This is a genomic window from Streptobacillus notomytis (assembly GCF_001902585.1).
GTDB lineage: Bacteria > Fusobacteriota > Fusobacteriia > Fusobacteriales > Leptotrichiaceae > Streptobacillus > Streptobacillus notomytis.
On the sequence record NZ_LKKV01000001.1, the window covers coordinates 18895 to 31349 of the forward strand.

At 27.4% G+C, this 12455-nt stretch carries 13 protein-coding genes; 5 read left to right on the forward strand and 8 right to left on the reverse strand.

The window, feature by feature from the left end; translation table 11 throughout:
* Positions 1–9 precede the first annotated feature (9 nt).
* From BUE91_RS00095 to BUE91_RS00115, 5 genes are read right to left on the reverse strand one after another with little or no spacing between them, the layout of a single operon-like run.
* A complete protein-coding gene (locus BUE91_RS00095) occupies positions 10–819 on the reverse strand; it encodes a transketolase (protein ID WP_066899901.1) in 810 nt (269 codons plus the stop codon).
* 13 nt (positions 820–832) lie between these two features.
* Positions 833–2152 carry an MFS transporter gene (locus BUE91_RS00100; RefSeq protein ID WP_073507554.1) on the reverse strand — a complete coding sequence of 440 codons (1320 nt, stop codon included), beginning with the start codon at positions 2150–2152 and terminating at the stop codon, positions 833–835.
* A 49-nt stretch (positions 2153–2201) separates the two neighbouring features.
* Positions 2202–3119 (reverse strand): alpha/beta hydrolase, encoded by a 918-nt coding sequence (locus tag BUE91_RS00105; protein ID WP_073507555.1) that lies wholly within the window; start codon positions 3117–3119, stop codon positions 2202–2204.
* A 10-nt stretch (positions 3120–3129) separates the two neighbouring features.
* On the reverse strand, positions 3130–4269 hold the full coding sequence (locus BUE91_RS00110; protein ID WP_073507556.1) for a nucleotidyltransferase family protein: 1140 nt from the start codon (positions 4267–4269) through the stop codon (positions 3130–3132).
* Between the two features lie 7 nt (positions 4270–4276).
* Positions 4277–5320, reverse strand: a complete 1044-nt coding sequence (locus BUE91_RS00115; RefSeq protein ID WP_073507557.1) for an oxidoreductase — start codon at positions 5318–5320, stop codon at positions 4277–4279.
* Between the two features lie 93 nt (positions 5321–5413).
* On the opposite strand from BUE91_RS00115, the gene BUE91_RS00120 reads away from it, so the two are divergent.
* From BUE91_RS00120 to BUE91_RS00135, 5 genes are all read left to right on the forward strand, one after another.
* Positions 5414–8464, forward strand: coding sequence for an alpha amylase N-terminal ig-like domain-containing protein (locus BUE91_RS00120; RefSeq protein WP_073507558.1), 3051 nt, complete (start codon positions 5414–5416; stop codon positions 8462–8464).
* A gap of 733 nt (positions 8465–9197) precedes the next feature.
* Positions 9198–9347: a hypothetical protein gene (locus BUE91_RS07380; protein WP_241497045.1), complete on the forward strand. Its 150-nt coding sequence runs from the start codon at positions 9198–9200 to the stop codon at positions 9345–9347.
* Complete coding sequence (locus BUE91_RS07385) at positions 9344–9658, forward strand: KilA-N domain-containing protein (protein ID WP_244889854.1); 315 nt, start codon at positions 9344–9346, stop codon at positions 9656–9658. The genes BUE91_RS07380 and BUE91_RS07385 overlap by 4 nt, the downstream gene beginning before the upstream one ends.
* A 120-nt stretch (positions 9659–9778) precedes the next feature.
* Entirely contained in the window at positions 9779–10009 is a 231-nt protein-coding gene (locus BUE91_RS07390) for a hypothetical protein (RefSeq protein WP_244889855.1), read from the forward strand.
* Between the two features lie 42 nt (positions 10010–10051).
* Complete coding sequence (locus BUE91_RS00135; RefSeq protein ID WP_143605230.1) at positions 10052–10267, forward strand: hypothetical protein; 216 nt, start codon at positions 10052–10054, stop codon at positions 10265–10267.
* A gap of 320 nt (positions 10268–10587) precedes the next feature.
* Here the strand turns inward: BUE91_RS00135 and BUE91_RS00140 are convergent, their stop codons facing one another.
* The 3 genes from BUE91_RS00140 to BUE91_RS00150 form a co-directional block, all read right to left on the reverse strand.
* Positions 10588–11175: a hypothetical protein gene (locus BUE91_RS00140; RefSeq protein WP_073507561.1), complete on the reverse strand. Its 588-nt coding sequence runs from the start codon at positions 11173–11175 to the stop codon at positions 10588–10590.
* A gap of 93 nt (positions 11176–11268) precedes the next feature.
* Entirely contained in the window at positions 11269–11835 is a 567-nt protein-coding gene (locus BUE91_RS00145) for a hypothetical protein (protein WP_073507562.1), read from the reverse strand.
* A 16-nt stretch (positions 11836–11851) separates the two neighbouring features.
* Positions 11852–12391 carry a hypothetical protein gene (locus BUE91_RS00150; protein ID WP_073507563.1) on the reverse strand — a complete coding sequence of 180 codons (540 nt, stop codon included), beginning with the start codon at positions 12389–12391 and terminating at the stop codon, positions 11852–11854.
* Positions 12392–12455 lie beyond the last annotated feature (64 nt).

The window sequence follows — 12455 nt, forward strand, 5'->3', positions numbered from 1 at the left end:
TTTTTCCTCCTACTTTAACTCTTCTAAAGCTTTATTTAATTCTTCAAGATTTGGTGCTTTACCATGCCAACCAGCATTATCTTCCATAAATGAAACTCCCTTACCTTTTGAAGTTTTAGCAATAATTACTGTTGGTTTTCCTTTAACTTCTTTTGCTTCTTTTAAAGCTGCTCTAATTTCATCAAAGCAATGTCCATTAATTTCTATTACATGCCAATTAAATGCTCTGTATTTATCTGCAATAGGTGTTATTGGCATAACTTCAGATACTTTACCATCTATTTGTAAATCGTTATAGTCTAAGAATGCAACTAAATTATCAAGTTTAAAATGAGCTGCTGACATAAATGCTTCCCAAATTTGTCCTTCTTGCATTTCTCCATCTCCTAATATAGCATAAACCCTATAATCTTCACCAGATATTTTAGCTGAGATTGCCATACCTTGTGCTGCTGATAATCCTTGTCCTAATGAACCAGTAGACATGTCAATTCCTGGTAATTTTTTTAAATCTGGGTGTCCTTGTAATGGAGAACCAAATTTTCTTAATTCAGTTACTAAACTTTTATCAATGTATCCTTTTTCCATTAAAGTAGCATAAAGTGCTGGCACTGCATGACCTTTGCTTAATACTAATCTATCTCTATTAGGCATTGTTGGATTTTTAGGATCTATGTTCATTTCTTCAAAATAAAGCACTGTTAAAATATCTGCTATTGAAAGTGATCCTCCTGGATGTCCTGATTTTGCGTGGTATATCATTTCCACGATGTTTCTTCTAATACTTTTTGAAATTTCTTTTAATTCATTTTTTTCCATTTTATTCCTCCAATTATATTTCACTTTTCTTTAAATAATAGCTGACAAATGATATGATTAAAAATACTACTGCTATTGTTAGAGTTGTCATTACTCCAAATCTAGTTGCTCCACCTTTTCCTCCTATAGAAAGCACTAAAGTTGTAGTTACTATTTGAAGTAATAATGCAAGTTTTAAAAATAGACCCTGCACCCCAAACATCATACCTTCAACACTTACATTGTATTTTTCATAAAGTTTTGTTGATATTTCACTTAGCATAGCTGGTGGGAATATGAAAGCTGATCCACTTACTCCTGCACCTACTATTGAAAACATTGCAAAAAACATTAATTTACTTTTTTCACCTAAAAACATTAACCCTAATATCCCAAGTATTATTAATGCTAAATCAAAAAGCATAATCTTTCTATAATCAAATTTCTTACATAAAAATTGAGTTATAGGGAAGAAAATTGCTGATACTGCAAATAATATAGTTGTTGGTGTACTAGCTGCTTTTTCACTTTGACCTAATATTACAGTTACATAATATAGTACAGAATTTCTAATAATATTAAATCCTGAAAAGAAGAAGAAAAATCCTATAAAATATAGCATTATTTCCTTATTCTTCAAATATGAAAAGGCTTCATTAAAATTAATTTTCTTAGCATCGCTTTTATTTTTATGCCCAACCTTATTTTCTTTTAATAATAATACAGAAACTATTACTATTATTGCACTTATTACAGAAAACCCTGTAACCATTATTCTCATAGCTTTAATAAAGCTCCGTCCAGATTTTATCATATTTGATAAAATAATAGGGCTAAATATTAATGGAACAGCTGTAAATACTAATCTAAATATTGATTGCATTGTAGAAAGATTTAATCTTTCTTCCTTATTTGATGCAAGATCAGGAATTAAAGCATTATATGGTCCTCCAACTAATGTATATGCTATAAAATATATACTACCTACAAACGCTAAATAAAGTGTTGCCATTAAAGGTCCACTAGTAAGTGGGAAGAAAAAAGCTATCATCGATAAGGCTAAAGGTATTATTCCTATTAGCATGTAAAATGATCTTCTTCCTAAACTAGAATTTGAATTATCCGACATATATCCTACTATAGGATCTGCTATAGCATCTACAAATCTCATAATTACAAATGCAATTGCTAGATATATAGGTGGCATTATTAAACTAATACCATAATCTGCTATAGCTTTTTCTGAAGGTAAATAAAAATATTGTATCCATTGATTAAAAACTTGATCTAACATAAAATATGCGACACCAAGTCCATAAAAAATATATGTTGCTTTCGTCAATTTTTTAGTCATAAATTTCTCCTTTTTTCTTTTCCCCTATTGTATATTTTATCATATTTTTTTATAAATTCAAAAAGTTTTCTAAAGAATAAGTATACTCCCACTTATACTGTAAATATATCCTTACATGCTGACCTTTTCTGAAAGCTTTAAATATTGGTCTTATAACCTTCTCATCTTCAACGCTCTTATCTTTAATTATTTGATATTCATTATTTATCATATCATAAGGCGTTATATCATCTTTTTCAGATTGAAGTATTAAAGTCGGAACTTTTCCTAACACCTTAGATAATCTTAATTCATTTAATTTACCATCTATTCTAAAATTAAATCTTGCAAGGGGGAGAGACATTATCACGTAAGGTATCTTAAAGCCTAAAAATAGTGAATGGTGTAATATTGTCTTCTTAACATTTGATACAGGAGAATCAAGTATCATCTTTTCTATTACAACCCCTCTTATTTTAAGTTCTTCCTCATATAGATATGGTACTAATGCACTTCCCATACCGCCTTGGGAGAAACCATAAAGTATAAACTCCTTTGTATTAAATTTCTCATTTAACATTAAAATAGTATTTTTAATATCTTCAGAAAACTTATAACCAAATGCAGTTTTTGCAACATCTGATTTTCCTGAATTCCTTAAATCTGGTATAAAAATATTATATTCTTCATTAAGTTGCATATCTGTAAATAGTTGTAAAAACTTAAGACAAAAAATCCTATTATTCTTTCTACCATGACTAATAATTATAGTCTTTTTTGCATTTTCTTTTTTAATATACCACCCATAAAGATTGATATTTGATGACATATATGCTATTTCTTCAAATTCCATATTAAAAGAAAGAGGCGAATATTTCCCGCAAATAAATTTATTTTTACTTTTCATTACATCTTTTAAAGACTCTTCAAGAGTAACCTTAGGATATTTTTCTATTACGTTTAAAAGATAATCATCTAATAAAAACACATCTTACCTCCTATCTTGTATAATATACATTTAATTTTTCCTTACATTCTGTAAGTATTTCGTGAATAATAAAAGCATTTTTTTCTATTTTAATTAAACTAGAGCCAATATGTTTTTCTATATCTTTCCAATTAACAAATATCTTAGGATTATTTAACTTTTTAAGATATTTTGCCCCTTTTTCATTTATTCCCAACACTCTTATATACTCAACATCTTTATCTAAGGATATATCATTTTTTTCAATATTTAAAAGTGTGTTAAGAATTACCCTTTTTATCCTACCTGCATTAAAATTTCTACTAACATAAAGCGATAAAAACTCTTCCATGTTTCTAGATTCTTTCATGCATCTTTTAACCCTATTATACATACTATCACTAAAATCATATACTTTTATTATATCTTCCTTTGTTCTAACATTAAATACATACTTAAACATATTAAATATCTTATCTTCAACAAAAATATTTTTCCTATCTTTAAGTACTTTTAAACAAGATTTAGGAACAAAATTAGATATGTCTTTAGAAATATTTTTTCTTATCATAGTTGCAGATACTATATTCCCATCACCTTCAATATCATTATATCCACTTCCTATCCTTTTTAAGCCATAAGGTAATATATTAAATGAATTTCTTTCTATACTCTTAATATATGATATAGCAAGGATATTATTTGACTTATATATATCCTTAAACCCATATTCATTTAATACTAATTCATGCGATTTAGTGTATGAATTTCCCTCTTTTATATACCCCCTTAATTTTTCATTATAACTTTCTTCTTTTTGCACCCTAGTTATTTTATAAATCTCATCAATATTTTCAGTCTCAATACCAAATACTTGAATATCACAACCTAGCTCATTTAATATCTTAACAGAGTACTCACAAAAAATATCAGCATTTTGTATAGAATAGTATACTGGAAGTTCAACTAAAATATCATAATCTTCTTCTAAAGCTATTTTAGCTTTTTCAAATTTATTAAGAATAGATATTTCTCCTCTTTGCACAAAATTTCCAGAGATTACACCTATCTTTATTAAAGGTTTTTGTTTAGATATCTCATTTATTTGATATTTATGTCCATTATGAAATGGATTAAATTCTGCTACTACACCTACTACCCTATCTTTCATAGCTCTCCTATTTTTTTAAATTTTTTTCAACAAATCTTTCTTTATAATAAGCTCTTTTTATTGATTTTCTTGAAGGAATATCTATATTATTCTTAAAGGCTTCTTCAATTATCCAATTAGGATTTCTAAGCAAAGCTCTTCCTGCAGCAATTAAATCTATTCCAAGATCTCTAATTGCAAATTCAGCTAAATCAAAATTATCTATTTGTCCAACTGCAATAACTGGAAGTCCAACTATTTGTTTAATAGTTTTTGCAAAATTTAATTGATAACCTGGATAAAAAGAAAGTGTCCCATCATTTACAGTTCCTCCACTACTTACATGTATTACATTGATATTTTCTTTGAAATCTATTAATACATTTGCTAAATCAGTAGAGGAATATCCTCCTTCTATCCATTCATATGCTGAGATTCTCACTCCTATTATACCCTTAAATTCTTTTTTTACCTCCTCAAGTATCTCTCCTAAAAATCTTGCCCTATTTTTTAAGCTACCCCCATATTCATCTTCTCTATTATTAGAAAAACTCGAAAGAAATTGATTAATTAAATATCCATGTGCAGCATGTAATTCTAGATAATCATAACCTGCAATTTCTGCCCTTCTTGCAGCTAATTTAAAATCATTTATTAAAGATAATATATCACCTTTTTCCATTTTTCTTGGTTTAGCAAAGTAATCACTAAATGGAAGATCTGAACTTGAAAGTATATCTGCATTTTTAACAAGACCTTTTCTTCCTGCATCACCTATTTGAATACCTATTTTACTTCCTAACTTATGTACACTCTCTACTAATTTTTTCAATCCTTCAATATGATCATCAGACCATATACCAAGATCTTGCTCGCTAATTCTACCATCTTTTCTTACAGCTGTAACTTCTTGTATTATTAATCCAACATTTCCTATAGCTCTTGCACCATAATGAGCTAAATGAAAATCATTTACATAGCCATCTTCTGCTTCATAAATATCCATAGGAGGCATTACTATCCTGTTTTTCAACTCTAAATTACCTAAAACGTATTTTTCCAATAATTTCATTAATATCTCCCTTCCTTTATTTATCTACCTAAAGTATAGCATAATTTTACATTTTTTGATATAATAGAGCTGGCTGTGAAAGGAGTTTTTTTAATGGAATATATTTTAGGAATTTACAAAAATGGCAAATTTTTTAAAGAAGTTAAATTAAATAGGAAAAACGATAAATATATATATAAATGGGCAAAGGTAGATGTTGCCTCATATTTTTTTACAATAACTAAAGTGGAAAATACTAATAGAGAAAATTTTAATATTACTTACAATCATACTAGTCCATTTGCTTCTGAATTTAGAGCATATGCAGATAGTAAAAGTTCTCCAAAAACTATTGCAGGTATACAATCAGGAATAGATATATTAGTAGTTTTTAATCCACATGATTTTAGTTTCTTGCTACAAAAGAAAAAATTTGTAAAATTTAATGTAGATATATCAAAATTCGGTTTATCTCAACCTAAAATATTTGAAATTTCTGGTGATTTTAATAATTGGTATCCTGAAACAGAACCTATAAGTCATATAAAAGATAGTGTGTATGAAGTAACATTAAATGTAGAAAATGGATTTTATCAATACAAATTTTTAATAGACCATAAATGGTATCCTGAAAAAAATGAAATTTTAGTTGTCGGAGAAAATGGAAATCTTTTCCCTAAAGGAGAATTAGGTAGTGGAAAATTTGTTAATGAAATTAATAAAAATATTAATACAGGTAGTAATATATCTGCAATATTACACGATATGAAAAAACTAATATATTTCAATAAAATCACAGAAAAAGAATTTGAGATGGGTATTAGAACTCAAAGATCCGATGTAGAAAGAGTTTACATATCAGTAATACCTTATACTAAAGAAGGTAAGGGCTTAAATAGAATATATGAGCTTGAAAGATATGTTGATTATACTAACTCTTTTGACTATTTTAAAAGAATGCTTACTTTTTCAGAAGATGTAGAAGGCCTTGAATACTTATTTATACTTGAAGATGGTGGAGTAAAAAACTATTATGGAGTAAATGGACTTGAAAAAGAATTAAGCAAACCATTAATTTATTCTAAAAAAGAAAATGAAGATATCTTCTATATTCCATATTGGTCAAGAGAAGCTATATGGTATAACATATTTCCAGATAGATTCTATAACGGAGATGTGTATAATGATCCAATATTTAATGAATTTGGTCCTGAAAAATTTAAGAAGAATTCAAATTATGAAAGTAAATTCGTTAAAGATTATAGATGGAATAACAATGAATATGCCTTAGAATTTGAAAGAAATAGATGGTGTTCGGATTTTAGTGATAAAACTAATTGGGAAATACATATGGAATCAAACATTGATTACTCTCTTAAATATGCAAGAATGTATGGTGGAGACTTAAAAGGTATTAAAGAAAAAATTCCATACCTTAAAAAATTAGGTATAAATGCAGTTTGGTTAAATCCTGTATTTTACTCTTTCCAAAATCATAAATATGGTGCTAACGATTTTAGGCATATATCTCCTGATTTTGGAACTATTAGAACTAGTGGTAAACTTCATAACGTATATATAGATCCAAAAAATGAATATGGTAATAAAAGTTACCTTGATGTACTCGGTAAAAATTCTGTTAATAATTCTGAACTTGAATTACTTGAAGTTAATTTAATAGGTGAAAATAAAGGGAAAAATGGATACTTTGAAACAGATGATCCTAAAACTTGGGTATGGACAGAATCTGATTTAATAATGGTAGATTTAATTAAAGAATTACATAAAAATGGTATAAGGGTAATATTTGATGCCGTGTTTAATCATAGTAGTAATTACAATTTTGCATTTAACCTAGCATTAGCTGAAGGAAAAGATTCAAAATATGCAAATTGGTATAAATTTAATGATTATTCAAACTATATAGAAGTTACAGAAAATATGAATGAAAATGAAGCTTATAGTATTATAAATCTTAATAGAAAGAATTTAAAATATAATGGGTGGGCAGGAATAGATACTCTACCTGTTTTTAATAGTTTTAACGAGGAATGGAAGGACTATATTTTTAATATTACAAGAAAATGGATGTTAGGTCCTGATGGAAAAGAACATAGTAATTGGCAGGAAGATGATGGTATAGACGGTTGGAGACTTGATGTGCCTAATAATCTTGAAAATCAAATGTTCTGGAAAGAATGGCGTCATGTTGTTAAAAAATGTAAAAAAGAATCATACATTACTGCTGAACTTTGGTCTAATGCTGGCGATGATATTAATTCAGGTGATAAATTTGATGCTGTAATGAATTATGAATGGCTTAAGGCTGTAATAGGTTTTTTCATTAATCAAGGAAGTGATTTCAATGAAAGTTACAAATTAACTGCCGAACAATTTTTACTAGAATTAAGAGAAAAAAGAACATGGTATCCTCTTCAAGCTGTTCAAGCTTGTCAAAACCTAAATGGTTCTCATGATACTGATAGACTTTATTCAAGAATAGTAAATGATAAAATAGGTAGAAACTTAGAAGAAGGTAAGCAATATGAAAAAGGGTATAACATTATTAGACCTGATCTTGCCAGAAACTATCACCCAAACACTACTATTGATTGGAAAAATTCTCATATTAAACCTAAAGACGTTCTAAAATTAATATCAATATTCCAAATGACTTATATAGGCGCTCCTATGATTTATTATGGAGATGAAGTAGGAATGTGGGGAGCTACAGATCCATATTGTAGAAAACCTATGCTTTGGGATGAGTTCTGGTATGATGATGAAAAAAATACTTCATATGTAAATAACGGAGAAATATATTCACAAAAACCAGATATGGATTTATTTGAATGGTATAGAAAAATAATTAAAATACGTAAAGAACATAAATCTCTTGTATATGGTAGAATAAAGCCAGTATACTTTAATAACGAAAAAGATATGATAGCTTATGAAAGATATGATAAGGAAGAAAGTATAATAGTTGTTATAAACAATAGTTTTAATGATTATACAGATATAGAAATAACTGCATTCCACAACTCTAAAACATATATTGATCTATTATCAGGTAAAAAAATCAAAAGTGATATCAATGGTAAAATGAAATTTGATATTAAAGCTAAAAAAGGATACATATTTTATTTATCAAAAAAGGAATAAATATCAAAAAGCAGAGATGTCTCTGCTTTTTCTATTACATTTATATTCAACTCCCTCATAATACATTTTTTTATCATCTTTTCTTTTTCTATATATAAATCCAATTCAAAACCTTTGAATTCCTCCCTTATTTGGAGTAATATCAATATTTTTTCTGAGTAACTCAATGAGTGTTGGTTCTTTCTCTTTTTTATCTATACTTAAACAATATACTTCATTTCAAGTAAACTCGATGAAGAGTTTAATTATTAACAAAATTTCATCGTTCTTGGAAGAAAAGAAAGCTATGATTATAAATGATCTATCAAGAGTTTTTATCTACTCTGACTTATGGAAGTCTGTAAAAGACAGTCTATACAAATGTTAAAAATAATATAATACCTATTTTCACATCTGCAAAGCATTTAGATTTCACGGAAAAATTATTTAATGTGTTGAATGAGTGGGTTGATATTCCTAATAGTGATAAGAACGATGTTATATTAACACCGAGATACGTAACTGAATTAATGGCAAAACTTTCTATGGTAAACAGGGATAACTATGTTTGGGACTTTACTGTGGGGTTTCGTGTCATAATAATGATAGAGGAAAATAGTTAAGTAAATAAGAATATTTTAGGACTTCTACTAGAATTTAAAACTGAAAAAATTAATAGTTGGTGTGCTATTTAGAGCAATTATTAAGAAAATAAATATTGTAAACAGTCCATCAGCATAGAGGAGGAATTCATATGTCTAAGATAAAAAAAGACAAAATTGAGGTACAAGGATTTTCAATTCAAATTTATACTGAAGACTTTAAAAATGATTATATAAGTCTTACCGATATTGCAAAGTACAGGAAAGTGATGATCCACGATTTGTTATTCAAAACTGGATGAGAAACCGAAATACATTAGAGTTTATAGGATTGTGGGAAGCTCTTAATAATGAAAATTTTAACCGTGTTCAATTCGACACGTTTAAAAATGAATCAGGGCTAAATAGATTTACTATGACTCCACAAAAGTGGATAGGGTCTACTAATGCTATTGGGATTATATCTAAAGCAGGAAGATATAGCGGTACATATGCACACTATGATATTGCTATGGAATTTGCTTCATGGTTATCTCCAGAGTTTAAGTTATATATTATTCAAGACTGCAAAAGACTTAAATCAGATGAAAATTCTAAGCTATCATTAGATTAGAATTTGAATAGAAAAATCTCAAAGATTAACTATAAAATCCATACAGATGCAATCAAAGAATATCTATTAAAGGATCTTACCAACGAACAGTTATCCTATAAATATGCAAGTGAAGCAGATATGCTCAATGTTGCCTTATTTAATAAGCGAGCAAAACAGTGGCGTGAAGAAAATCCTGACATAAAGGGTAATATAAGAGATTATGCAAGTTTGAATGAGTTACTTGTACTTGCAAATATGGAAAGCTATAATACGGTTCTTATCGGTAAAGATATGGATCAAAAAGAAAGAATAATAGAACTTAGAAAGCTTAATGATAATGGTATTAAAAAATTAGAGGGAAAGAAATAATTATTTTAAGTAATAAATAGATAAACAAATTTAAATTTGTAAATGAAAAATAGAAGCAGGAAAGGAATTAAAATAATGGTCGATATAAATTTAGACAGACTCATTGTTCCAATATATATTAATGAAAAGATTGTTTTAGATATGCTTGCTATTATGGAAGATGGTTTTTCAATGGTAAGCCAGATAAATTATACAGAACATAAAAAAAATCATTCTGCTCAATTAGACACATTTCTTCAAAAGGTAAAGGAAATTTAATTAATAAATATAAAAAAGAAATAAATAAAAATAATAAGGCTAAATATATTATTGTTTTTGATGTTGATGAAATTAACGACAACGAAAATAGTTTTATTTTAAACTTTACTAAAGAAAAAAATATAGAGGATATTTTAAATGTTGATTCAATTTCTACGAAAAAACGTAAAATAGCAGAAATACATTCATTTAAATCTAAAGAAATAGATTCATTTAAGTTTAAAAAAGAACAAATAAATGAACTTGAAAGTAATTTATATACAGTAATTGATAGTATTATATTTTAATAAAATTAATAAGGCAAGATAAATCTTGCCTTTTTATTCAAACGTATATCCAAACTCCACTCCCAAGAATCCTTTTCCTAAAATACCACCATATAAGGCTACATTATACTTATCCTTTAATTTAGCACCTATAGAACCCTTAAACATAATTGCTGGTATTACTTCTGAAGTATTATAACTAATGCTTTGACTACTACTACTTTTATTACTACTTCCACCATTTTTTTTATATGAAAAACTTACTCCAACTCCCAATCCTGCTTCCATTCCAAGATATATTTTAACGTTTTCTTTTACTCTAAAGTTTAAATCTGTTTCCATACTTAAAGTTGCATTAGGAAATATTTCAAATTTAGATTCAAATATTTGTTCTGATAAAATTACCGTAAGTTTAGGTCCAAATGTTACATCAAATATCTTACTTATTTCTGATTTCCATTCAGGTAAAAAAGCTATAGCTTGATAAATAAATGGTTCTATTTTTAACACTCCATTAGTACTATTACTAGGATATGGAAATGCACTAATTGCTCCCTCTAACCTATATCTTGGTCCACTTAATTTTGCTGGAAATGTTATTAACCCTATTAATAATGTTATCATTAACAATAATCTTTTCATTTATTATTCTCCTATTTTAGTTTTTATTCCAATTAATTATACCCCCCCCCCCGATATTTTGTCAATAAAAAAAACAGTAGTATCAACTACTGTTTAAAAAGTATATCCTGCTTCTAATCCAAGCATACCTTTAATATTATTTCCTAAATAAATCCCTACATTATATTTATCATTTATTTTAACACCTAGAGACATCTTACTTATAGTTGTAAGTATAGCTTCATAAGTATTACCATTCGCATAATCTATTGAAACCCCTACTCCTGTTCCAATTTCTACTCCACCATATACTTTAATTTTTTCTTTTATTCTATAATTTAAATTTGCTTCTACTCCCAAATTTAAATTAGGTTTAACTGTATAAAGACCACCAAATAAACTAAATGAAACATCTAATGTAACTTTAGGTCCAAACGTAGCATCTATTTTTTCATTAATTTGAGCCTTCCACTCTGGTAATAATGCTATAGAACCTGAAAAAAATCTATTATTTCTATAGCTATAATCTTCTTTACTACTTAAAAAACCAAAAGCTCCCTCTAATCTATATCTTGGTCCACTTATTTTAATAGAAGTAGATTTTATAGTAGGAACTTTATTTTTTGAATTACCAAATAAAAATACCCCAGTAATTAGTATTAATAACAATAATTTTTTCATATATTATTCTTCTCCCTTAAAATGTATATCCTGCTTCTATTCCTATCATTCCTTTAATGTCACCTGTATAAAGAGATATATTAAACTTATCCTTTATTTTAACTCCAAATGATATTTTACTTATAGATGTAAATTCTGGTATTTCAAAATGTGTATCATTTTTGTCAGGAAATATTTGAAATCCTATTCCTGCACCTGCTTCTATCCCAGCATATACTTTAATATCTTTTTTTATTTTATAATTTAAATCTACTTCTCCTCCTAAAATTAAACTAGGCCTTGTTGTTGGAGAAAAAAATTTAGAAAAATTAAGAGCTACATTTAATGTCATTTTAGGTCCAAAAGTAATATCAAATTTTTCATTAATCTTAATTTCCCATTCTGGTAATACTGAAATTGAACTTGAAAAAAATTCAAAACTTCTAAAATTCTTATTTTCTCTACCACTTATAGCACCTTGAGAAAACTCCAATCTATACCTTGGTCCTGTTATTTTATTAGATGAAAATGATACTAATCCTATTAATAATGTTATCATTAACAATAATCTTTTCATTTATTATTCTCCTATTTTAGTTTCTATTCCAATTAATTATACCCCCCCCTCATTATTTTGTCAA

Bases quoted from the DNA above. Each gene is read 5' to 3' on its own strand.
- BUE91_RS00095 (WP_066899901.1), bottom strand. From the start codon at position 819: ATGGAAAAAAATGAATTAAAAGAAATTTCAAAAAGTATTAGAAGAAAC.
- BUE91_RS00100 (WP_073507554.1), bottom strand. From the start codon at position 2,152: ATGACTAAAAAATTGACGAAAGCAACATATATTTTTTATGGACTTGGT.
- BUE91_RS00110 (WP_073507556.1), bottom strand. From the start codon at position 4,269: ATGAAAGATAGGGTAGTAGGTGTAGTAGCAGAATTTAATCCATTTCAT.
- BUE91_RS00115 (WP_073507557.1), bottom strand. From the start codon at position 5,320: ATGAAATTATTGGAAAAATACGTTTTAGGTAATTTAGAGTTGAAAAAC.
- BUE91_RS00120 (WP_073507558.1), top strand. From the start codon at position 5,414: ATGGAATATATTTTAGGAATTTACAAAAATGGCAAATTTTTTAAAGAA.
- BUE91_RS07380 (WP_241497045.1), top strand. From the start codon at position 9,198: ATGTCTAAGATAAAAAAAGACAAAATTGAGGTACAAGGATTTTCAATT.
- BUE91_RS07385 (WP_244889854.1), top strand. From the start codon at position 9,344: ATGAGAAACCGAAATACATTAGAGTTTATAGGATTGTGGGAAGCTCTT.
- BUE91_RS07390 (WP_244889855.1), top strand. From the start codon at position 9,779: ATGCTCAATGTTGCCTTATTTAATAAGCGAGCAAAACAGTGGCGTGAA.
- BUE91_RS00135 (WP_143605230.1), top strand. From the start codon at position 10,052: ATGAAAAATAGAAGCAGGAAAGGAATTAAAATAATGGTCGATATAAAT.
- BUE91_RS00140 (WP_073507561.1), bottom strand. From the start codon at position 11,175: ATGAAAAGATTATTGTTAATGATAACATTATTAATAGGGTTAATAACA.
- BUE91_RS00145 (WP_073507562.1), bottom strand. From the start codon at position 11,835: ATGAAAAAATTATTGTTATTAATACTAATTACTGGGGTATTTTTATTT.
- BUE91_RS00150 (WP_073507563.1), bottom strand. From the start codon at position 12,391: ATGAAAAGATTATTGTTAATGATAACATTATTAATAGGATTAGTATCA.